Genomic DNA, 23,346 nt, shown 5'->3' with positions numbered 1-23,346 from the left:
TCATAAACTCTGTTCTAGCCAATAAATTCATCATCTTTCTATGAATAAGAGGAAACAAAGACTGAAGAATAAACAGCGCCAACAACGGCGTGAAGCGCGGATGCAGGCAAGGCTTGAGCGGGGAGAAGGTAAGATAGCCCGCTGGAAAATCGTAGTGCCGGTTATCGCACTACTTTTCTTACTGCATTGCCGTTTTTGGTATGCCGAAGAAGAGTGGCTGATGCACACCGTATTAGGAAGCACAGGCTATCAAAGCCTCACAAGCAATTTGTGCAGTATATTTGTGATACTGGGCGTTGGTGGATGGATGCTTTACGCCCGTTCCCATAACCGGCGGAATGAAAGAAAAGAGAGTCGCTTGCGTTGGTTGGGAATGAATCTGTTGTATGGCTTCTTTTGGGGAGCAGGCATGGCAGCACTGTGCAGCAATATGGTGCTGGTAGGGCTTTTCTGGCTGAATGCCAGTTTTGCTTCCGAGGTGAAGACGTATGAGTTCGAAGTGACGGGTTCTGCCGTGCATGACCGCACACACAAAAGCCATATCCGCTATTCTGCTTCTTGGCTACTGAATCCATTTTCTTACGGGGAGATATTTATAAAAAGCGACAAATACAAGCGTGTTTATGTCTCCCAAAGAACAGCAAGTCACTTTGGATATATGCAAGGCTACCGGATGAAGATGGAATTGGCGGACGGATGTTTAGGCTGGGGTATTGTCAAGACAATTGATACGATAACCACCCTTTATCCGAAGCCACAAAACGATGTCGTTTATGTAAACAAAGAGCCGGATACACAGCTTCCTGACTCGTGTACACCGGAAAAAAAGGCTTATATTTTTTCTTATACATGGCAGGATATTCATATATTTGCCCGCCTCCGTAATATTAATTTGTCGGACACGACGCATGTCAGCGTAAACCGCTACGTGGATAGTGCCCGGGATATTCCCGTTTGGGAAATCGATGTGCGTGATTCCGTTCAGCGAGACATGGCAAGAGTGATACTGATTCATGGAGAAACAGGAGAAGTGTTGATGGATTCGTATGAATAGCAAATACAAAATGATGAAACTTAGATATCTGGTAGGAATAATATTATGCGGCAGCTTCCTGACTGCCTGTGGCCCTGACCGTCGTGTGGTTCTGGCCGAACAATTGATGGTTGCCAAAGAGACCGACAGTGCCATCGCAGTGATGCAAGAGATAAAGGAACCGGTACACCGGCTTTCGGATCGTGACTATGCTCTTTATGCTTTGTTGATGTCCGAAGCAGTCCATCGCAAGCAACAACTCAATGCAGCAACTGATACTTTGTTGGTCCCTGCCATCAAGTATTTCAGTAAATCGGGCGATTCTTTGTATGCCGAACGTGCACTCTACTGTAAGGGGCACATGGAAAGGCGACTTTACCGCTACAGCGATGCTATGAAATCTTTCTTGAAAGCTTTGCTTTTTCTGCAAGACAGCGGCAACAACGAACAGCTTTACAGAGTAAATACTTGGTTGGGAGTGGTCTGCCTCAATCAGGGTGAGTACTCTGGTAAATTGCGTTACTCAAAAGAAGCGCTGAAAGCTGCCTTGAGATTGGGCAATAACTTCTACAAAAACTTGGCTCTGAACGACATCTCCACCGGATATTATTTTGAGGCTAAATTCGACAGTGCCTTGTATTATGCACAAGCGGCATATAATGCTTCCGTGGCAGATACCCTTCCGGGGCAGTTGCGATATATATATACTAACTTGGGGAGTATTTATGCGAAGATGGGAGAGCATGAAAAGGCTTTGGATTATATAAACAAATCCATCGCTCTACGGTCCGAGAGTGATTCATTGGTGATTCTTGGTCTGTATAACAATAAGATCGATTTGTTTGGTAAATTAGGGCAATATGACTCTGCTTATCATTATTTCCAGAAAGCAATTACCAGCCCTTCTCTTGGCAATCAGGCGGATGCGTGCAAATTCATGGCGCGTTGCTATTACCAGATGGGGAGACCCGCAGATGCCTATCCTCTGCTCTCAAAATTCACAGAACTGGCAGATACTATTCAGAAACAGCAACACACCGAAGAATCCATTGCCTTACAGGAACTTTACCAACACGAGCAGCTTTCCATAGAGAACCTTTACTGGCGTAGCCAGGCTGCGGAAAGACTGAGCAATGTCTATCTGATGACTACACTTTCATTGCTAATGCTTTGGGTGGCAAGTACCATCTATTTCATCTATCGCCGTAACCGCCGTCGCTTGATAGCCCAGCAGGAGCAGCTTGCCACTCAGCAGGAGGAGTTGTATATACAGCGTGAAGTTAGTTCCGAAAGTTTGCGGCGTCTGGTTGAGTTGGAGCAGAAGGAAGCCAAACTGAAAGAAACCTTCTTCAGAAGACTGAGCCAGCGTGTCGTGCTAGAAATAGAACGGGGTGGAAACATCATTCTCTCGGATGAAGACTGGGACGACATTGTACAGAATGCCGATATCATTTTCGATGGCTTCACCTGCCGTTTGCAGCAGGAATATCCCAGTCTGAACAAAGACGATCTGCGCTATTGTTGTATGGTGAAGATGCAACTATCCCAGTCGGAAATGTCGCAAATTATGCACTTGGAGAAAGATTCTGTGAAGAAACGCCTGAAGCGCATCCGAATGGAGAAGATGGGGGCGGATAGTGGTGTTACACTTGAGGAACTATTGCGCCAATTCTAAAATTATTGTAAGTCATTGTCGGGATGTTAGTTTGTAGTGAAACCATTGTGAAGGGACTTAACTTTGGCGTAAGGGCATAAAAAAAGGAGTACCGCTGTACTCCAACCTTTGTTAACCTTAAATCTAATACTATGAAAAACACATTGCAAAGATACGGACTTTTGGGTAATCTCCAAATAAAACAAATAAAATAGTGTGTTTTATAACATGTTTTAGTAAAATGCTCGTCTTTGTTAAGGCTTACTAAGGATTTGAAGCCTCTCCGTGTGTAATTTCTAAAAAAGAATTATCTTTGCACAAAGCGAAAATAAGCTGCCCTCGGCATATAAAATGAACAAGTTTATTTTATTCTGCCCTCGGTTTGCATTATTTTTGTCTCATTATTCAAATTTGTATACTAACCCTAAAAGAGATACCGTTGTGAGCGAAGAAGATATTGTCCTTACCCCGATGATGAAGCAGTTTCTTGATCTAAAAGCAAAGCATCCTGATGCTGTCATGCTGTTTCGTTGTGGTGACTTTTACGAAACTTATTCCACCGATGCCATTGTTGCTGCTGAGATATTAGGCATTACATTGACTAAACGTGCCAATGGTAAGGGAAAGACAATCGAAATGGCGGGCTTTCCTCATCATGCTCTTGATACTTACTTGCCTAAACTGATTCGTGCAGGTAAGCGTGTAGCTATTTGCGACCAGTTGGAAGATCCGAAACTTACAAAGAAACTTGTAAAGCGGGGTATCACGGAACTGGTGACGCCGGGCGTATCTATCAACGATAATATACTGAACTACCGCGAAAATAACTTCCTGGCAGCCGTACACTTCGGTAAAGGTGCATGTGGGGTGGCTTTTTTGGATATATCTACGGGAGAATTTCTCACAGCAGAAGGACCTTTCGACTATGTGGACAAGCTGCTGAATAACTTCGCTCCTAAGGAAGTGCTTTTCGAGCGTGGCAAGCGTGGAATGTTCGAAGGGAACTTCGGAAGTAAATTCTTTACCTTCGAACTGGAAGATTGGGTATTTACAGAAACTACCGCCCGTGAGAAGTTGCTAAAGCATTTCGAGGTAAAGAATCTGAAAGGTTTTGGTGTAGAGCCTCTTAAGAATGGTATCATTGCTTCGGGTGCTATTCTGCAATACCTCCTGATGACGCAGCACACGCAAATCGGTCACATCACGTCACTTGCACGCATAGAAGAGGACAAGTATGTCCGTCTAGATAAGTTCACTGTACGTAGCTTGGAGTTGATGGGGAGCATGAATGATGGCGGTAGTAGTTTGCTCAATGTCATCGATAAAACGATCAGCCCGATGGGTGCCCGCTTGCTGAAGCGGTGGCTGGTATTCCCTCTGAAGGATGTACAACCTATTAACGAACGCCTGAATGTAGTAGAGTATTTCTTCCGCCAACCCGATTTCAAGGAACTGATTGAAGAGCAATTACATCTGATAGGTGATTTGGAGCGTATTATCTCCAAAGTAGCCGTAGGACGTGTATCACCGCGTGAAGTCGTGGCATTGAAAGTCGCTTTGCAAGCCATCGAACCCATCAAGGAAGCTTGTATGGAGGCTGATAATGCTAGTTTGAATCACATTGGCGAGCAATTGAATATATGCCAGTCTGTTCGTGACCGTATAGCGAAAGAAATAAATAATGATCCTCCGTTACTTATCAATAAAGGGGGGGTCATCAAATCGGGAGTAAATACCGAACTGGATGATTTGCGCAGTATCGCCTACTCTGGTAAAGATTACCTCTTGCAGATTCAACAACGCGAGAGTGAATTGACGGGAATACCCAGTCTGAAGATTGCCTATAACAATGTATTCGGTTATTATATTGAAGTGCGTAATGTACATAAGGATAAAGTACCGCAGGAATGGATTCGTAAGCAGACGTTAGTGAATGCGGAGCGTTATATTACGCAAGAGTTGAAGGAATACGAAGATAAGATACTTGGTGCGGAAGATAAGATACTGGTGCTCGAAACGCAACTTTATACCGAACTGGTACAGGCATTGAGTGAGTTTATTCCCGCTATTCAGATCAATGCGAATCAGATTGCGCGTCTGGATTGTTTGCTATCTTTCTCTACGGCGGCACGTGAGAATAACTATATCCGTCCCGTCATTGAAGATAGCGATGTACTTGAAATCTATCAGGGACGTCATCCGGTCATAGAGAAACAACTGCCAATAGGTGAGAAGTACATTGCCAACGATGTGAAGCTGGATAGTGATACACAGCAGATCATCATTATTACTGGTCCTAATATGGCCGGTAAATCGGCTTTACTGAGGCAGACGGCATTGATTACGCTCTTGGCTCAGATAGGAAGCTTTGTTCCTGCCGAGAGTGCGTATATCGGACTGGTAGATAAGATATTTACCCGTGTAGGTGCCAGCGATAATATCTCTGTAGGCGAATCTACATTTATGGTAGAGATGAATGAGGCTGCCGACATCCTGAATAACCTATCTCCGAGGAGCTTGGTACTCTTTGACGAGCTGGGACGTGGTACGTCTACATACGATGGTATTTCTATCGCCTGGGCGATTGTAGAGCATATACACGAGCATCCCAAAGCGAAGGCACGTACTCTGTTTGCCACTCACTATCATGAGTTGAATGAAATGGAGAAATCTTTCAAGCGCATCAAGAACTACAATGTATCGGTGAAAGAGGTGGATAATAAGGTCATCTTCCTCCGTAAACTAGAGCGTGGAGGCAGTGAGCACTCCTTCGGTATCCATGTAGCAAAAATGGCGGGCATGCCCAAAAGTATCGTAAAACGTGCCAATGACATCCTGAAACAACTTGAAACTGACAACCGCCAACAAGGAATCTCCAGCAAACCGATGGCTGAGGTAGGAGAGACGCGTGGCGGCATGCAGCTCAGCTTCTTCCAGCTCGATGATCCCATACTGTGTCAGATACGTGATGAGATACTCAATCTGGATGTGAATAACTTGACGCCACTGGAGGCGCTGAATAAGTTGAGTGATATTAAGAGAATTGTAAAGGGGAAGTGATACTTCCTTCTTACAATTCATTTGCTAGCTCCTATTGTCCTGATGATTTTTCCGTTCTTATTTATAACTTTTCAGTGAAGCGGTCAAGGTTGATACTAATGGAGGCTGTTTCATTTCTATATTATTGGAGAATTAGGATGTTAAGTATCTAGTAGAGCAGGAGAGGATAATATTCCCTGCCTATATCTAATGATATGAGCAGGGAATCATTTAGTTTATCGAATCAGAGATTTTGATATTAAGGAAACAGCGGATGAAGAACATCCGCTGCGACCGAGCCTTATAACTCTTATTTCCGGTTGTTGCCAATAATGCGTTTACGGCAGAGAACGTGCCTGAGTAGGGCCATAAATAAGAATATTGATTAGGCATATTCCTTTGTTCCTCGGAAGCCAGATAAGTGACGGCGCTATTACATACATTAGAGGGATAATTCTCACGTAGCAGGCAAGTGCCGGGTACTGAATAGTTGGCATATATGGAATCAAGTGTTTGTGTTGCTCGTGTTAAGGCTAATCCATTATCTATGGTAGCTTTTTCTTGTGTATCACATCCTGTCATTGCCAATACACAAAGTAAGACGGTGAAAAGTGTTTTTCTTGAATTCATTACTCTTCTGTTAGATTGTTATAGTATTTAATTACTTCCTTTTATAAAGAGGATATTCACTGAAGGATATCCTCTTTTCCCTGCTTTAAGAATCTCTTTTTACCTATGAGATTTTCATAGTAACTATTGAAAACTTGATTGCAAAAGTAGAGGATGATTTGAGAAGAGTTTTATGATTTTGTGACATTAAAGTATGAGTCCGTTGTATGGCGGGAATATAGATAGATATGTCACAAAAACGTATAAAAAGCGAGGTTGAACTCAAAATACTATTTTGAGACAGCCTCGCTTTTGGCGGAGGAGATTCTAATATTTAGAAGAGGATATACCAGTTTTGACACATCCCCATCATTTAGTTTATCGAATCAAAGATTCTAATATTGAGAAAAACAGCGGATGTTTTTCATCCGCTCCAACAGAAGTTATATCCTAATGCGCAATATTAGCAGGAAGTACTTTCTTTAAATGTGATGTATCGTCAGCAACAAAGAGATCACCTCCAAAATTGTATATTTCTATATGTACATATCCATGATTTAGCTTGTAACTTCCAGGAGAAGTTTTCACTGGCGTTAGAAATGTCTTATCAAATTTCTTTCTTTCCGCAAGTATGAAATGAGTCTGTTTTATATCGATTATTCCAGTATAGGATGTTAGATATACTGTGTCATTATGTGGATTATAATATATACTGAGAATCTCAGAGTCACATGCTTCATGTACCTTTACATAATCTGTCGAATCCAGAACGGTAATACTGTCTCTTCCAAAATATACGTATCCATGATTATTAAAAGATTTTGTCTTCATCCTCAAATACACTTTCGCTTCCGGAACATAATATACACTTTCTATAGTTCTGAAGAATACCCAATATACAACGTATGACACAATTAGGACTGTAATAAGGAAAAACAATTTTCTCATATCATTTAAATATTTTATTCCGCATTTTTATTAGGCACTTTCAGAAGACCATAAAGTCATACTTGCTGTTATTTCCAGTATGTGCCATATAATCATCAAATATAGGAGGATTGCTGCTTGTTATGTCAGAACACTAGTGTCCCAATTTTAGTGGGACACTAGTAGAATCATATATATTGTTCCATTCAGTTTTAAATAGACCGCATTATTTTTTCTGTTATTCTTTTTCTATCCTCATCAGATGTGCCTTTATTTTTAGTACTTGGGTATGAACGCCATAACATTATTCAGCATTCCTCCATTTTTCATAACTTTCAAAATTCATTATATCTTCAATAACTCCTTCCAAAGGGATTGAGTAACAATTTCGAGACTTGTCCCTAACTATAAAGTACTGGTCATAGTTGCTATAAAAGAGAGGATATTTCTCATACTTTCCTGCTTCGTATTGAAAATAGAAGGTAGAATCCCGCATCAGGTTATATAATCTATTCCAAGTTTCATCTTCAGGCAATGCTTCGAAGAAAGAAGGGCTAGGTGTACTCTCAAAATACAGGTGTTGATAGATTGTCTCTTCCATAACAAGTTTTAAAGTATCTTTCCCATTTAGAACAGCAAAGAAGGGTTTATTCTTCTCTTTTTTTGATTCCGTAAAATACTCATCATCAGAATTTGGGAAGTATATATTCCCTCTGATAGCTTCAAGGTGCTTCTTTAAAGAATCTTTTGACTTATCAGCATCATCTACATCTAAGCTGTACCCTCCTAATACAAATCGGGGAGGGTTCGTCTCATTACAGTCTTTGAACATGTATTCCCATAATTTCGGAAAGACAAAAGGATAAAGATCGAAAGCACGAGCATCGGCATCTTTATAGTCAACTAAAGTATGTTTCTTTCCATTTTTTGAGACGCCCAGAAGCCAGATATCTTTATCTACATCATAACTAGTAGAATCTGTGTCATTCTCAAAATCGGTCAATGCCACTAACTCTTTATAAGATAATTCAGTCTGGGTTTTGAGATTTGCATAACATATAAACTTGCCTTTGTATTTTGTTACTTTCTTAGGTCTTTCTAAACTCCATTCTACTATAGGCGAATTTTGAGGACTTATTCTGTAAATAGATCCAATAGTACCAGATATCATCTCTTCGAGTATGACATATTTTGAACTGAAGTCACCTTTGTCTATCATATCCCTAATCTGTTGCAAAGCAGTAGAGTATGCGGGAGACTCTTTGTCAGGCTGACAGCCTGACAAAGAGAAAAATAATATTATCAAAATACAGTATCTCATGTCATTTATTATTTCAACTTATCTTGAATAAACTTTTGTAAATCCTCTGCGGTTCTGATTGTAATAGTGTTTATACTACTATTGCTTGAACTGTATGTATGTAAGGTTCCATTTCGCTTTAGATAGACTGCATTGTTCTTTGCCGATATAATTTTTCTATCTTGGTCTGATGCACCTTTACTTTCAGCACTTGGATGAGAATGGATATCCACTGTTTTAGAACCTTGCGTATTTGTGTACCTTTTTGAATCATCTCCGTTATCTACTGTAGATTCCTTATGGTTTGATGCAACAACGAAAGTTGCATTATCTCCATTCTCATAGGCGTCTAGTTTCCATTCAACATCACCGTTGTCTACTGCAAACTTGAAAAAATTAGCTGCATCGCTAAGGTTGGTAGTTGCACTATAAGTGCGAGCTCTTCCTACACCCTTCTGACTTTGATACATGCCCGGCAAGAACTTACGATCTGTGATAGTAATAAACTCACCAGAAGGTTGTTTAGGCTTTTTCTCACCATTATGATAATAGACCCTATCATAGTTGTCTTTTGTAGCCCTAACCGGATATACCCATCCTTTTGTATTCACAGTATAATCATCTTTTCCGTCAATATCTATTCTTAGAACAGGATTGTTCTTACAATATCCATATGGCGAATATTGAAAATACTTTTCTGCCGAAGGATCTACTACATGCCAACGTCCTATCGCCGCATCATAATGTCTCGCCCCATAATCATACCAATTCAGTCCTTTCTTCGCATCCAGTTCTTTGCCGTTATACTTGTGAGGTTGTATATTAGTACTATTTGCATATACTCCTCCGAATGGGTAGTAATGGTTTGTCTCTTCGGCAATCCAGTTTTTTCCTGTTGCATCCAGGGAAGTGAGTACGCGGTTATTTCCCTGATGATCCTTCAAGTAATAGTGATACTTCTTATCACTCAAAGATACATAACCCTCTTCTGTTAGCAATTGTTTGGGTGTATCATTCTCATAGATCACATTGCCGCAATAGTCTGTGGTAGTACTTACACTGCCTGTCTTGTGGATAGTACGTAGTTTTGTACCATCGGCACTGTAAAGGTAAGTGATACTGCCATCAGTGAACGTAATGCTACTTGGCAAATTTAAGATATTATATTGAATAGAACTAATACCTTTATTCAAATCTTTCGTTAAATTTCCGTTAGCATCGTATGCATATTCTCCGGCTTGCTTCACAGCATCTTTGAACTCGAAACCATTGTTGTATGCAGAAGTGGCTACAGCGTCATCCACACGGTTCAACTGATTGCCGTTCAGGGTGAAAGTCAGGTTATCAATCAATCCGTAGGCTGATGCTGTGGTTTGCCCATAACGCTGCAGAGCGGTTATGTTCCCGTTCTTGTCATAACCGGATACCTTTTCCGTGAAACGGTCAAGGTTGGTATTGATGGCGGCTGTCTCGCCATAAGCGGCATTTGTCAGTCGGCTCAGACCATCGTAGGCATACTTGTAACCACGGACTACGTTATCACTACCTTTCCAGGTCATACTGCTGATATTACCGTTGTAGCACTTGGTGGCATTGACACCGTCTGTGTAGTACAAGTTTTGGGTGAAGTTTGTACCGGTAATTCCTGTCAGCCAACTACGTATGTTGTAGGTATACGTCAATTTATTTGTAGCCGATCCGTGCAGGGATTTACTGGATAGGCGCCCTAGATTATCATAGGTATTGTCAGCCAAAGTCACCTTAGTGCCATTTAGCGTATGTTCTACTTTGCTCACCCGGTCGGCTTGGTCGTAAGTATAGGTATAGACTTCCGTCTGTGTGGCTTTCCCACTTGCAGTATGTGTATGTGTCACAGTTGTCGGCTTGTTAGTAAAGGAATATACGGTAGAGGTTATCTCAATACCACCGAGTAGGTTGTTTTCAATAGTTTTGGTGACACGGCTTCTGATATCGTAATAGTGTGCACGCCAGATGGGGGTACTGCCACCCAAAACACTGATAATACTTCCCGTCAGATTGCCTTTACTATAGCCCGAGGTGTCATCAGGATAATTACTATTATTGCCTATGGCAGTACGGAAGGCGGTATAAGTATCGTAGAAGTTGCGTATATGTACTGTTACGTTGGAGGTTGTCACCTTATTTGTACACTCGCCTTGCAGTGTCAGCCTATTTAGGTTGTCATACTGATAGTAAATCCATTTATTATTACCAGCAGCGCGTTGTTTGCCATCTTGCATAAAACTGATGCGGTCAGCTACATCATACACATACTCAATGTACTCTGTACTCTTGGCTCCTGGGAGCCATTTCTTTGAACAGCGCCCCAGATTATCATATTCGTAACGGTAAGCATACAATTCAAGGTTAGTAGTGGAAACATTCCCTTTTATAGCTGGAGGTAACACATAGCGCAAGCGCTCCAAATCGTCATAGACATAGTAAGTATCATAGGCATCATTATTATTCATTTTACGGATAAGTAACGTCTGTCTTTTCTTGTCGATAAAAGTGTAGGTAGTTAGTCCATCTTCATCTTTTGTACAGATGACGGTGAGTTCCCCGGCAGGATATTCTTCATTGATAACCAACGAACTCCCGCTTATAGTATATCTAATGCAATGAAACGGCGATACAAGTGTATTTGATAAATAGGTTGTTTTTACAGGATGGGTAGCCCAGCTGTACCCAGGTCCATATTGTTCTAATACACGATTTAGAGGTGATGCCTCGTATACCGGACGACTATAGGGGCTAGAGTCATTACCATAAAATCCCGGTGCACTGCTTTTAAATGAAGATGGTTCTATATAGTCTGCAGAAGGTACTATTGGTAACCAAGCATTAGCCTCGCGCCCCCAAGCATCATATTCCTGTAAAGTAGTAAGACGGCTCTTCACATCATTATTTTCAACGGCTTTCTGCAGTTTCTGGTAGGGACGTCCCAATCCATCATAGTAGACAATATCGTCTACATGTTTTTTTCCATCGCTATCCAGCATTGTACTGGTGCAAGTATAATTCTTCGTAGATACTTGTGCAGTTGCCTGAACAGTAAGTATCAGCAAAACAATCAAGCAATATATATTTTTTTTCATAACTCTCTGGTATTATTAATTCTTATAATTGTATTGGTAACTCTGAATGATCTTCTTTCCACTGTCAGTCACACTTTGAAAACGCCCAAAAGCATCGTAGTTATAGTTTGTTACATTACCGTTGGGATCTGTCTTTGTGGATATTCCCACTAATGGATAATAGGTGTAAGTAGTTACTTGGGAAGACGAACCTTTATAATAAACATCTAATTTCCTTCTTATTTCAGCAACATCCGGATTAGCCTCCGCTTCTAAAGCAGCTATTTGAGTATCCAAAGGATACCCGAGTGCAGTTTTTACATTTGCATATGTTGTGTTAGCTATCTCTGCTATAATATATTGTTTGTTGTAACTCCACAAGTAAACTGTGGTCAAAGTTTGTTTCTCTGTTACATCAACAAGATTACCATTTGATGTATAACTACATGAGGCGTCAACAATATAATCGGTAGAAGGAGAATATCCCGTGCGATTAAGTGTATCGGTTCCGATCTGCCCCAAGCTCTTATTAGAGAATTTGAAATTACTAATTGGCAATGGCTTGTCCAGTTTGAGCTTCGAATGAGATATCAATTGACCATAGTCATTGTATCGATTCAATTCGCCTGAAACCACGAATGAACTAGCTCCACGGTTTACAACCTTTACGATCTCTGTTGGTGCATTTAAAATATGCTTGTTTACCAATGTATTGGGGTAAGTGTTGCCCAAGGTATTATAACTCTGTGGATAAAGCATATGCGTTGTTTCACTCCAATTAGAATCAATGGTGGTTTTTACCGTTGATAATGATAAATTCCAAGGGTTGTAAGTATATGCATGTTCTGTGGTTACGACACCATTATCCTTATACTCTTTCACTACCTGTTTGGTACGTTCAATCCAGAATCTGGATGAAGGATAAATACACATCAGCACACGACCTCCATTACACAGCGTTGCATATATATTTCCTCTATCACCTCCGCACTCTCCAGGACCATAATAAATATCGTCAATGATTGCATTAATATGATGGTGTTCTTTCTGAAGCACAGTGTATGTGTTACTTATCTCTTTCTGTAATGTGTTAGAAGAATTATATGTTGTTTCTTTTATTAGACTACCATTGCGAGGGTCATTTAAAGGTGGGCAATAGTCAAAAGAATAATTAGTACTATTTTTTATGTTCCAGTATTCATAAACAGTCTTTCCACTATTACTTCGTTTTACGGAGACCCGGCTATATCCAACAGGTACTCCTTTGGGCATTGCCATGTTTTCGGAGCTAACAATCCAGTATTCTTTCAGTTGAGCATAAATAGGATGTGATTGGTCGGGTTTCACATCTTGCTGATATACTTGAAGTTTTTTTCGGGCAAAATGTAAAGGGGACATTAGTAGTCCGGAAGTTATGCCACTTTCATCTGAATAGTCATATTGAGTAGTCATTGTATTGCCGTTATTATCAGTTTGCTGAATTTCTTTTACCCTGATACCTGCACCGTTTGAAACAGTTGCACTTGTTTTCTTGATCCACATTTCGACTCTTTTATCACCCGGAAAATCTGGATAAGGAGTTATTTGAGGAGAAGATATGGTAGGTCTGAGTTGATACTTCCCTGCAGGAAGCAAAAATCTCTCCACACTTGTCACAAACATACCATTAGCTTTAAGCGTATCGGGAGGAGTAAGAGGCCAAGTCTTATAAGGATAATTACTTTCAACCGGACCGTTAGGTGTAATTGTTGCTTTATATACAAACAATAGTGCCGGGCTACCTAGCATGTCTTTCCAAGGTAATACAGTTGGATTCTTCCAGGAAACTTTTACTTCAACTTCCATATCTTCAGTTGTTGTAAAATCTATAGGCTTTGTGTTTTCTGCTGGAATTGTAGAGTTTGTATTACTGGTCATTGCGTAAAGAGATAAAGATTGTTGTGAAGTGCTCTGGTTTACATTTAAATATAGATAATTGGTAAACGAGTGAGGCTCATAGCTAAAACTAGTGTTTCCTCCTGTAGGATAAATAATACTGGATAGTAATCCGGCATTTATTGTTGAAGGATTGAACTTTCGATCAGCAGAGGGCACTGTGTTGAGCGGGGGCTCTGGAAAGTTATTATATTGGCTTTCTCCTGAATTAGAACGTTTAGCTAATAGTGTCTGATTAGATTTCCCATTATAGTTACCCCAATAGTCTCGAGCGGAAGAGGATTTACCTGGTAGCCCACTGTTGTACGAAAATTTGTGTGGAGGATTCTTCACGATCACGCCTTTGTCATTTTTTGTTTCCTCGTTGAAAGAACACAGGCTCAAGCGGCTATTTATTTCTGTATTTGAATATAATGAACTGTAAGACGTTAGTTGGTTGTGTTCTTTATAATATTCATAAAGTCGGTTTCCACCCACATCATTACCCTGTATATAATCATAGGTAAAAGAAAAACGTTTCAGTAATTTTTCCGATTTATCCACAATTTCGATATTGTCTAACTTACGTCCACCTTTTAAATCAGTTCGGGTACCAACATTAAAACGTACCGTAGCATCATCTGATTTAATCTCATATAAATAGCAGTTATTAATTTTAACTAGATCAGACAAACGCTTGTTTACAAAATAGTTTGGTTCGTTTGTATAATTCAAATACCATGATTCTAAAACTTCCGGTAAAAGACGTATGGAATCATATTCTTTGTAACTAAGATTTATTGTCTTTCCACTAGGGTGCTTAATCTGTGTAAGATAAAAGGAGGTACTTCTTTTGGTATAGGGGGCCGTTGTATATGCTTCAGGTGCGTTGACCTCTATTTTTCCAAAAGTATATTCAATGCCATTTGCATCGATTATCTTATTAATAGAAGCAGCATTCCCTTCAATCTTAAACTTTTGATCCTTTCCGGTAATAATGAACCGTTCTTGTAAGGGGTGGTATATGAATTCAAAACTATAACCCATAAAATTTGCAGAATATGATTGTGCTTCACCTTCATAATTATCCAAAACACGGCTATATATATCAAATGAAATATCTGTATTAGTCGGAGATAATAGGCATTTAAAGCGATTAAATCCATACTTACCTCTCCAACTCATTTCATGACAACCGTCCATTTTGTAAGTTTGCCCTAGATCATCATTACTCACACTTTGGAGTGATAGTCTATTATAAAGAAAGTCCCAATCATTTTTAAATCCGCCTGCATTAGGTTTTGTTGTACGCGTAGTAATAACTCCACCTGCATTTAAAAGCCAATTAAGTCCTACCCAGGAAGATTCTTGATTTACAAGTATGGCTGATGCATGGTAATCTAGAGTTATCGGTAATTTCAAATCACCACTTCTCACTTCATAAATAGGAAACGAAATTTGTGGAATACCCGTATAAAGATTAACGGGTATCTCTCCTATTCTCTGGAATGCTGCCACTTCGGGCGATTTTATATTTACTCTTTGTATGGATTCTTGTTGCGAATATACTTCCAATGAGCAGAACAATATCATAATCCATAAGATATATCTTTTCATAATAATCTATTTTTAATTGTTTTATTTTCAAAGTCTAATTTTTGTTTATGTCTCTTTATAGTGGCATTGCATTGCCCCCTATTACTCCGGCTATTGCCGATATAACTGCTATGATTATTTTCAGGATAAGATCCCAAGTTGCTTTTTTATTTGTCATAATTGTTGATGTTTTATTGTTAATAGCTTAGTGATTGATGAAATAGTAATGACCAATACCGTTGAACTTTCGATGGCAGTGTTCGATCTCTATGTCTGAAAGAGTAGGGATATGATCCTCCTGCGTGGCACTACAGTGCACCACGGTGTAATTGATGATTTTCATTGTGTTTTAAGTTTTAATGAATGAAATTTGATATAGTCTCTGTTCAGCTTTCAGGCTGTTTAAGCTAAATCGACGCAAGACGGACCTTTGGCGCCTGAAGGTACCGACTTACGAAGAGTTAGTTTTGTGTGTGTTTACTTTTGTGTGTTTAGCTTTTGCGTGTTTCCTTGTTGTCGTGTTATCCTAGCGGATTATCGTTTTCATCACCTGCACCGCCTGTATTCCCGCCGCCTGCATTCTCGGCCGATTGGAGATCGAAGCGCACGCACTTCACTCCTGTCACCATCAAACGTGTGGCTACGGTTCTGTCCAGATTACGGGTGGAGGCCGGTAGGAAGCGTACCATCAGGTTGGCTTGTGTGGCGGACACTTTGTCCATACTTTCCACACCTTTACCGGTGGACTTCATACTAAGGTGGAAGGTGCCGAAGTCATCAATTGTTACGCTTTCGGACGCTTGTAAGTGCCGGGTCATCACGGTTACCAGGTTGTCGAGGACATTCTTGGTGTCGCCCGGTGAGAGGGAGGATAGTTCGGCGATTTCTTCCGCAATTTTTTTCGTGTTCACATTTCCCGTCATTACGACGCGGGGATAAAATAGTTTTTTCCCTTCTTTGGTTGCAATAGATGATTGCAATCCTTTGTAAATTACTGGCATGATAGTTTTGTTTTAGTTTGATTAATAAAATAATTTTGTTTTGTGTATTAAGCTTAATGACATTACAAAGATAAGGTTCCTTTTCTGCATATACAAATAATAATCGTCGCTTTTCTTCATGAAATTATTATGAATATTCACAATATGTGACTGATTAATACATAGCCCGATAACGCTATATTACAATCCTTTTCCTGCATCATTTGTTGCACAAACTTAGCAGATACCGTCCTGGCTGACGTATTTTGCCATGACTTTCCCGCAGCGCATAGAAGCCTTTCCACATAGGATGCCCGATTACGCCGAAATTGCTTTTGAGGATGATAGCGTACTGTTCCTGCGGGGAAATCCGAAACTGGCGGAGGTTAAAGATTAAGCCGTCCAAGTTGTGTTCCTGCCCGTCCTGCGGAGGCTGCATGGTAGCTATTTTTTTATTGTACAAAGAATCCTCCTCCGTAGATGTTCCATCTGCGCCCTCAGTTCCCCCGGTTTGGGGGGAACTATTGAGGAGGGAGTTTGCTTTGCTTTCCTGTGCTATGCTATGCTTTTCTATGCTATGTTGTGCTATGCTATGTGTACCGGATGTTACATTTTGGGGCTTTAATGTTGCACTTTCACTTTCGGATGAGTGGTCTTCATTGGCTTCGTTTTCGGCATCAGTATCGTTTTCGGCATCAGTTTGCGGATCATCTATCAAGCAGAAGCGAGGGTCGATAGCTGAAGCCTTCCGGCGCTTGGTGCTGAAAAGGTACTGGCGCTGAATTTCGGCGGAAGTAAGTATGCCATACTCGCGGAAGAGGACGATATCGAAGAATCCGTAATCCATAGCCTGGGCAAGGATGGATTTCACCTTGTCGATGGTGGTGTCGTACAAACCGGCTGAGAGATCTTCGTAGAAAAGTTCGTCGGCACGCACGTAGTAACCTTCGTCGGCATAGATGCAGGAAAGGGCGGCTAGCAATGTAGCAAGGGCACCGTCGCCGTTACGTTTCATGATGCGGCGCACGATGCGGTTTTGTATAAAATCGGTGTTCAGGGGGAAGTAATCCAATCCCCGTTTCTTTATTCTGGACATAATGGTTTGTGTTTATGGGTTAATAGTTGTTAGTCAGCTTGTTCCTTGGCGGCTTTGTCCTGCCTGCATGATTCATTCAGCATTCTTTGCCGCTTGCGGGCAATACTTTTGTTTACGGTTTGCAAGGCTTTCAGGATAAGAACCATGCGGCGTTCCCGATCTGGTATTTGCGTAATAACGGGGTAGTCGCGTGAAATATCTACGAATTTGCACTCCTGATATTGCTTGGATGTCATGGCTTTACGGCATTCTTTGCAGTAATTGTCTGCGTGGTGTGTATGTTTGCTGATGTAAAAAGCTTCAATAGGAAGTTCTTTGTGACAATATCCACAGATGCGGACGTTTTTTTCTGTATTCTTTTTCATGTTTTATATGTTTAAATGTGATACTTAGGTCGTTTTTTATTTGTTATTCTTTTTAGGGGCTTGTATAGAATGTTTGTTTGAAGTATATGCCCCATACATTGCATCTATATGTCCAGTCGGTCGCATCTATATATCCAATATGCTGTATCTATATTTCCAGCAATAAGGGTGTTGGTGTAACTCAATATGTGTATCTTTTTTGCAAGGCAGTCTTGCCCGCTGTCTGGAAGAATGTGTCTTTTCCATAATTATTTGTTCTTTTAGTTGTGTTTTAAAAACAATATCGCTATTTTTGTTGCGACAAATATACGTCTGTTTTAAATATAAAACAAGTTAATTGAAAAATTAATTATGTGAATTTTTATAATTGCGTATAGATGAATAAGATAACAAAATGTGAAATAGCACAAACTAAAAAAAGAAAATATGGAAGATGATAAAGATCGAGTATTTAGTGCGGCAGACATTGTAAAGCGTGCCAAACAGGTGAAGAAGTATAAGACTGACAGCGAATTGGCTGCCTATTTAGGTATTTCACGCTCCACCCTGAGCAACTGGATTGCTCGCAACAGTATTGATTTCCCGTTGGTACTGGGACGACTGAAAGAGGTGGATTACAATTGGTTGCTTACAGGCAAGGGTACCCCTACGTCGCACATGAAGGTTTGCAAGAGTGAATTGGTGGAGGGAGAAGTGGAGATCTTACATAATCCGAAGTCGCCCGAAGTGGTGGCTGACCGTAGTGTGACGCTCTACGACATTTCAGCTGCTGCTAATCTGAAGACACTGCTCGAAGACCGTCCTCAATATGCAGTAGGAAAAATTTTGATACCCAGTGTGCCGCTTTGCGACGGGGCTGTTTATGTAAGTGGTGACAGTATGTATCCCATTCTGAAATCGGGCGATATTGTGGGCTTCAAGTCTATCAGTAGTTTTACGGATGTGATTTATGGTGAAATGTATCTTATTTCCTTTGAACGTGGTGGAGACGAGTATTTGGCAGTGAAATACGTTAACCGTTCGGAACAGTCGGATTGTATTCGCTTAGTGAGCTACAATGTGCACCACGATCCTATGGATCTGCCACTACAATCAATCAACGCGATGGCTATCGTGAAGTTTTCGATACGCAAGAACATGATGATGTAACGAGAAGAAGAGATGTTGGAATGAGAATTAGAACACAAATTACACGAATTACACAATTAATGCATTCTTATGCTTTTGACAATCAGTATTTACCTGATTTACTATTTGCGTAATTTGTGTAATTCGTGTTCTTTCTGTTTTGAAACCTCGTTTATATTTCCCGGTTACCCGGTTCCTTTGTAATGAGTTCTACAAGATGCTTCTTTATATTCTCTGACTGAATGGAATCTACGGTCATATAGAAGCGATTGCCTGTATTATCGGGAGTAAATTCTGAAGCACCTTTATCGGTTATATTTATTTTCCCGGCAGGTGAAATGGTGAAGTAGGAAGGGCCTTCTACTGAATAGAGTACAGAAGTCAAGTCCCAGGTAGGGCGGTCGTATGGCATCTTCTGGTAACTCTTATAGGCTTCTACCATCGGGTGCATTGTCGCCCACTGGAAATCATTTTCGATACTGCTACCCGGATAGTTGATGGCAATGCCGACTTCAAACGGAGAGGTAACTAAAGGTGTAGGCCATTCGCCAAACACTTTCTTTGCTGCGGGGATATCTTTTACTACATTGTATTCGTAAAAGTTAGAGTCGTTAAAACATCCCGCCATTGTGCAGAGTAACTTTACTTTCTTGCCAACCAACTCTTTCCCGGTAAGTGGAGATATATCGTCAGCCGGAGTATCGAGCAAGCGGGCAAGATTGGTAGAGAATCCTATGGAGATTACAGTAACGGAACTATCAGGTTGCTGCGCCAGCAACTTACGGTACAGCAAGTGTGCATCGGGCAATTGCTCATAATCCTTCAGCGAACGTTTAAAGGCGGGCTCTCCGTTTTCCTTTTTCAGGAGGCAGGTGCATTGGGCGTAATTGATGGCATCTGCCTCACAGTCGGCTCCGTTGCGCACGATTCCGATGGGGATTTGAGGATATCCGTACCAAGTGTTCATGATGTCCAGATACTCGGCGGAATACTTGCTGTCCTTGTTGGTCATGATGCCTAAGAGGTCGATTTGTCCGGCATCCATGTATTTATAAATCATGTCCAGTGCCAAAGCGTCGTCTACGTCATTACCCATATCGGTTTCTAAAATGATTTTCGGGGTAGTGGAAACGGCTTCTTCTGCCTGCTGTTTCTTGGTGTTGCAACTCGAAAATACTAATAGTACGATTCCTAACAGATAGAGTTTGTCCTTCATCATAGTCATGTGTTTTTTAGGATTAATAATTCTGTGAGGCAAAGATAAATAGTTTTTTCTTGGCAATGGCGACATTGCAAAATTAGTTAGCTCCGGAAATGATAATTGCTCCTAACCCCGATATAAACAGGATGAACATAAAAGCCAGCAAGATATTTACAGTCCGTGAAGAGCCTTTGAACTCTTTCCAGATGAAGATACCCCACAAAGCGGCAATCATCGGTGCACCTTGTCCCAGCGCATACGAGATAGCGGCGCCTGCCTTTCCGGCAGCGATGTAGCTTAGCGCTGTACCCAATCCCCAGATAACTCCACCAAGCACTCCGACCATGTGCGTGCTGAACTTGCCTTGGAAATACTCACGATAGCTGACCGGAGTACCTACAAAAGGCTTCTTCATAACGATGGTGTTAATGATGAAATTGCTTACGAAGATACCTGTTGCGAATATAAAGAATGCCGAATAGGGAGTAGCCATGGTGGGAGTGGGAGACTCGAAGTTATTCAGATCCATAGCAGACGCTACAAACCGATAGAAGAAGGACATCAGCACACCGGCTATAATAGCGATAATAATTCCTTTCTTATTGGTGTCGTTTCCTTTCTTGTTCATCTTTCCGGCAGCTATGGCATTGAATATAATAGCCAGCACTACGAGCGCCACACCACTGAACAGGATAGCCGCATTGCCTTTGGGATCGCCAAAGTAATTGACGAAAACACCCAGCACCAATGCTATGCCGACACCTAGTGGAAAAGCCACCGTTAGCCCTGCCATGGAGATAGAAGCTGATAGCAGGATATTGGCCAGATTGAAAATGATACCGCCTATGAAAGCGCTGGCATAATTCTCTACACTGATTTGCTTTAAGTCTTCTACAAAACCGCGTCCGGCATCACCGGTGCTGCCCAAAGTGAAGCCCATCAGGAGTGAGAAGATAAGGATTCCTATTACATAATCCCAATAGAACAATTCGTAACGCCAGGTCTTTCCGGCGAGTTTCTGTGTATTTCCCCACGAGCCCCAGCAGAACATCGTGATAACGCAGAAGATAACGGCGAGCGTGTAACTGTTGACAATGAACATAGCATTAGTTTTAAGTTGTTATTTATAAAATGTTTATCTCTTTACGATAGGGTAGGGAAGACTGTGCTCCCATGCGCGTTACGGTGATAGAAGCGCATTTATTGGCGAACTTCACGGCATCGGCTACATTCATATCCTCGGACAAGGCTACGCATACAGCTCCACAGAAGGTATCCCCGGCAGCAGTGGTATCTACGGCTTTCACCTTAGGTACGGACACTTCATGGTACGTATCGCCCTCTTTTATAAAGGCACCTTTAGAACCCATAGTAATTACAACAATATCTACTCCTTTGTGGCTGATGATATCTGCTGCCTTACGGGCACTTTCCCAATCGGTAACTTTGATGCCGGAAAGTATTTCAGCTTCTGTTTCATTGGGGATAATCATATAGAGATTCTTCAGTAACTTATCCGAAAGTGCACGGGCAGGTGCAGGATTCAAGATTACTTTGATGCCTTTTTCGCTTGCCAGCTGTGCGGCATACTCCACTGTTTCAATAGGTATCTCAAGCTGCATTAACAAGATATCACCTTTTTCGATGGTGGATTGTGCTTTCTGTACATCTTCGGGACTTAGTGAGGCGTTGGCACCGGAAGCTACTACAATGGTGTTTTCACCATTCACGTCGACCGTAATCAAAGCAACGCCGGAAGGCAGTACAGGGTCAGAATAAATATTACCCACGTGTATGCCCTCGTCCTCGTATTGTTCTACCGAACGTTTGCCGAACAAGTCATTGCCTGTTTTTGCTATAAAATATACATTGCCTTTCAATCTGGCGGCTGCTACAGCCTGATTGGCACCTTTGCCACCCGGATTCATCATAAAACTGCCACCCAGTATGGTTTCTCCCGGAATGGGAAGACGGTCGGCTTTGATTACCATATCCGTATTACAACTGCCAATTACAATAATATTCTTACTCATGTTTATCAGATTTAAATTATTGGGAATAGTGTTTTCTTTTCTGAGCCAAATGTATGCGAAGCAAAACACATTAGCAAACCAAAAGAGATTGAATTTGATACTTATAAACTGATTGGATCTTATTATTGTTCATACTAACCGGTTGATGTTAAGATAGTTTATATATAAATATACTTGCCCGTTTTAATACTTGTAGAATAAGTAAATAATGGAATTATCTGCTGAAAAGATTTGTTCTTGCTGATATTTTCTCTATCTTGCTGACGTAAAAATGTTTAATCCACTCATACTATGCTCAAGTCCGAATCACTGATCCAGTTGGTTAATAGTCTTGCCAAGCAAGAAAAGAAGGAATTTTCCATATACACCTCCAATAAGGAAGACAAAGACTATATCTTTCTTTTCAAGTTGATAGATGAGAAGAAGGTCACTGATCCGGAAGAATTGAAGCGCCGTTTCCTGAAAGCGCGTCCTACTTCTTCTTTCAGTACGGTAGTGGTATATCTTTTTGATTTGCTGATAGATATACTGACCCGCTTGCGGATGGAGCAGGATAGTTATTACATGCTTTTCAATGAGCTGTTGCATGCACGGGTACTGTATGAGAAATCCATGTATCCGGAGTGCATGCATGTGCTGAAGAAGGTGAAGGAGAAAGCTATTTATTATGAGAACCATTTTGCACTGCTGATGGCGCAACGACTGGAGTTGAATTACTTATTGACACTGGACTTCGGAGAGCTGGACGAAAAGAAGTTGCTGAACAAGCAATACCAGATGAAGAATACTTTGAAGAGTATCAGCCAGCTGAATGAACAGTCCTCACTACACGAGTTGCTAAAGCACCGCATGATGAATAAAGGCGTATCCCGTTCGCAGGAAGAGACGCAAATGCTGGACGACTTGGTGACAAGCGAAATCAGCATCGTAGCAAGTGCCAGAGTGGAGAACTTTGAGATAAAGAAGAACCATCAGCTGTTTCAAGCCAACTACTTCATCATGGTGGGCGATTACAAGGCAGCCTTCAACGCTTTTGTGGAACTGAATAAATTGTTTGAAGAAAACAGCCACTTATGGCATAACCCGCCGGTATATTACCTGATGACGGTGGAGGGAATGCTCGAAAGTCTGCGCATCATGCACAATTACGAGGGTATGAATTACTTCATTGAGAAACTGGAAAGATTGTCTACATCCTCATCGAGTTTCCAACTGAATGTGGCATACGTGATCTTCATCTATCGGCTGTTTTCATTCATTGACAGGGGAGAGTTCAAGAAAGCGGATGAATGGATTACAGAGAACCAAGCCTCATTGATAGATAAGACAGGCTTGCTGAAAGACCAGCAACAAGCCATTATGTTGCTATACAT

General features: G+C 41.1%; 16 protein-coding genes and 1 pseudogene. 5 read left to right on the top strand and 12 right to left on the bottom strand.

The window, feature by feature from the left end:
• Positions 1-40: 40 nt before the first annotated feature.
• The 3 genes from Q1W14_RS04195 (at position 41) to mutS (ending at position 5,747) form a co-directional block, all read left to right on the top strand.
• Complete coding sequence (locus tag Q1W14_RS04195; protein WP_300699537.1) at positions 41-1,054, top strand: hypothetical protein; 1,014 nt, start codon at positions 41-43, stop codon at positions 1,052-1,054.
• A gap of 10 nt (positions 1,055-1,064) precedes the next feature.
• Positions 1,065-2,708: a hypothetical protein gene (locus Q1W14_RS04190; protein ID WP_300699535.1), complete on the top strand. Its 1,644-nt coding sequence runs from the start codon at positions 1,065-1,067 to the stop codon at positions 2,706-2,708.
• Between the two features lie 450 nt (positions 2,709-3,158).
• Complete coding sequence (mutS, locus tag Q1W14_RS04185) at positions 3,159-5,747, top strand: DNA mismatch repair protein MutS (protein WP_300699561.1); 2,589 nt, start codon at positions 3,159-3,161, stop codon at positions 5,745-5,747.
• A gap of 279 nt (positions 5,748-6,026) precedes the next feature.
• Here mutS and Q1W14_RS04180 read toward each other — a convergent pair.
• From Q1W14_RS04180 to Q1W14_RS04140, 9 genes and pseudogenes are all read right to left on the bottom strand, one after another.
• Positions 6,027-6,356: pseudogene (locus Q1W14_RS04180) on the bottom strand (alpha-1,6-mannanase); the annotation flags it as partial.
• 429 nt (positions 6,357-6,785) lie between these two features.
• Complete coding sequence (locus Q1W14_RS04175; RefSeq protein WP_300699533.1) at positions 6,786-7,283, bottom strand: hypothetical protein; 498 nt, start codon at positions 7,281-7,283, stop codon at positions 6,786-6,788.
• 283 nt (positions 7,284-7,566) lie between these two features.
• Positions 7,567-8,583: an Imm65 family immunity protein gene (locus Q1W14_RS04170; RefSeq protein WP_300699531.1), complete on the bottom strand. Its 1,017-nt coding sequence runs from the start codon at positions 8,581-8,583 to the stop codon at positions 7,567-7,569.
• A gap of 8 nt (positions 8,584-8,591) precedes the next feature.
• Complete coding sequence (locus tag Q1W14_RS04165) at positions 8,592-11,681, bottom strand: DUF6443 domain-containing protein (protein ID WP_300699529.1); 3,090 nt, start codon at positions 11,679-11,681, stop codon at positions 8,592-8,594.
• A 15-nt stretch (positions 11,682-11,696) separates the two neighbouring features.
• Positions 11,697-15,191, bottom strand: coding sequence for a hypothetical protein (locus Q1W14_RS04160; RefSeq protein WP_300699528.1), 3,495 nt, complete (start codon positions 15,189-15,191; stop codon positions 11,697-11,699).
• A gap of 55 nt (positions 15,192-15,246) precedes the next feature.
• A complete protein-coding gene (locus Q1W14_RS04155; protein WP_300699527.1) occupies positions 15,247-15,348 on the bottom strand; it encodes a smalltalk protein in 102 nt (33 codons plus the stop codon).
• A 343-nt stretch (positions 15,349-15,691) separates the two neighbouring features.
• A complete protein-coding gene (locus tag Q1W14_RS04150; RefSeq protein ID WP_300699526.1) occupies positions 15,692-16,171 on the bottom strand; it encodes an HU family DNA-binding protein in 480 nt (159 codons plus the stop codon).
• A gap of 199 nt (positions 16,172-16,370) precedes the next feature.
• On the bottom strand, positions 16,371-17,246 hold the full coding sequence (locus Q1W14_RS04145; RefSeq protein ID WP_300699525.1) for a DUF4373 domain-containing protein: 876 nt from the start codon (positions 17,244-17,246) through the stop codon (positions 16,371-16,373).
• A gap of 29 nt (positions 17,247-17,275) precedes the next feature.
• The gene (locus Q1W14_RS04140; protein WP_300699523.1) at positions 17,276-17,611 is read right to left on the bottom strand and encodes a hypothetical protein; all 336 of its coding nucleotides are present in this window, start codon (positions 17,609-17,611) and stop codon (positions 17,276-17,278) included.
• Between the two features lie 426 nt (positions 17,612-18,037).
• Here Q1W14_RS04140 and Q1W14_RS04135 point away from each other — a divergent pair, with 426 nt between their 5' ends.
• Positions 18,038-18,760, top strand: a complete 723-nt coding sequence (locus Q1W14_RS04135) for a helix-turn-helix domain-containing protein (protein WP_300699521.1) — start codon at positions 18,038-18,040, stop codon at positions 18,758-18,760.
• A gap of 151 nt (positions 18,761-18,911) precedes the next feature.
• Here Q1W14_RS04135 and Q1W14_RS04130 read toward each other — a convergent pair whose 3' ends face one another.
• The 3 genes from Q1W14_RS04130 to rbsK all read right to left on the bottom strand — a co-directional run bounded on the left by Q1W14_RS04130 (position 18,912) and on the right by rbsK (position 21,973).
• Positions 18,912-19,958 (bottom strand): nucleoside hydrolase, encoded by a 1,047-nt coding sequence (locus Q1W14_RS04130; RefSeq protein WP_300699520.1) that lies wholly within the window; start codon positions 19,956-19,958, stop codon positions 18,912-18,914.
• A gap of 79 nt (positions 19,959-20,037) precedes the next feature.
• Positions 20,038-21,042, bottom strand: coding sequence for a GRP family sugar transporter (locus Q1W14_RS04125; protein WP_300699518.1), 1,005 nt, complete (start codon positions 21,040-21,042; stop codon positions 20,038-20,040).
• A 22-nt stretch (positions 21,043-21,064) separates the two neighbouring features.
• Positions 21,065-21,973, bottom strand: coding sequence for a ribokinase (rbsK, locus tag Q1W14_RS04120; RefSeq protein ID WP_300699516.1), 909 nt, complete (start codon positions 21,971-21,973; stop codon positions 21,065-21,067).
• 291 nt (positions 21,974-22,264) lie between these two features.
• Between rbsK and Q1W14_RS04115 the strand changes: the two genes are divergently transcribed.
• Positions 22,265-23,346, top strand: a 1,082-nt coding sequence (locus Q1W14_RS04115) for a hypothetical protein (protein ID WP_300699514.1), incomplete at its 3' end; no start/stop codon positions are given.

It is taken from the genome of Bacteroides sp. (assembly GCF_030151085.1).
GTDB lineage: Bacteria > Bacteroidota > Bacteroidia > Bacteroidales > Bacteroidaceae > Bacteroides.
Note: the sequence above shows the minus strand (reverse complement) of the source record. Positions and strands in the feature narration are given on the sequence as shown.

Excerpts from the sequence above, each read along its gene's own strand:
- Q1W14_RS04195 (WP_300699537.1), top strand. The coding sequence starts at position 41 with ATGAATAAGAGGAAACAAAGACTGAAGAATAAACAGCGCCAACAACGG.
- Q1W14_RS04190 (WP_300699535.1), top strand. The coding sequence starts at position 1,065 with ATGATGAAACTTAGATATCTGGTAGGAATAATATTATGCGGCAGCTTC.
- mutS (WP_300699561.1), top strand. The coding sequence starts at position 3,159 with ATGATGAAGCAGTTTCTTGATCTAAAAGCAAAGCATCCTGATGCTGTC.
- Q1W14_RS04175 (WP_300699533.1), bottom strand. The coding sequence starts at position 7,283 with ATGAGAAAATTGTTTTTCCTTATTACAGTCCTAATTGTGTCATACGTT.
- Q1W14_RS04170 (WP_300699531.1), bottom strand. The coding sequence starts at position 8,583 with ATGAGATACTGTATTTTGATAATATTATTTTTCTCTTTGTCAGGCTGT.
- Q1W14_RS04165 (WP_300699529.1), bottom strand. The coding sequence starts at position 11,681 with ATGAAAAAAAATATATATTGCTTGATTGTTTTGCTGATACTTACTGTT.
- Q1W14_RS04160 (WP_300699528.1), bottom strand. The coding sequence starts at position 15,191 with ATGAAAAGATATATCTTATGGATTATGATATTGTTCTGCTCATTGGAA.
- Q1W14_RS04155 (WP_300699527.1), bottom strand. The coding sequence starts at position 15,348 with ATGACAAATAAAAAAGCAACTTGGGATCTTATCCTGAAAATAATCATA.
- Q1W14_RS04150 (WP_300699526.1), bottom strand. The coding sequence starts at position 16,171 with ATGCCAGTAATTTACAAAGGATTGCAATCATCTATTGCAACCAAAGAA.
- Q1W14_RS04145 (WP_300699525.1), bottom strand. The coding sequence starts at position 17,246 with ATGTCCAGAATAAAGAAACGGGGATTGGATTACTTCCCCCTGAACACC.
- Q1W14_RS04140 (WP_300699523.1), bottom strand. The coding sequence starts at position 17,611 with ATGAAAAAGAATACAGAAAAAAACGTCCGCATCTGTGGATATTGTCAC.
- Q1W14_RS04135 (WP_300699521.1), top strand. The coding sequence starts at position 18,038 with ATGGAAGATGATAAAGATCGAGTATTTAGTGCGGCAGACATTGTAAAG.
- Q1W14_RS04130 (WP_300699520.1), bottom strand. The coding sequence starts at position 19,958 with ATGATGAAGGACAAACTCTATCTGTTAGGAATCGTACTATTAGTATTT.
- Q1W14_RS04125 (WP_300699518.1), bottom strand. The coding sequence starts at position 21,042 with ATGTTCATTGTCAACAGTTACACGCTCGCCGTTATCTTCTGCGTTATC.
- rbsK (WP_300699516.1), bottom strand. The coding sequence starts at position 21,973 with ATGAGTAAGAATATTATTGTAATTGGCAGTTGTAATACGGATATGGTA.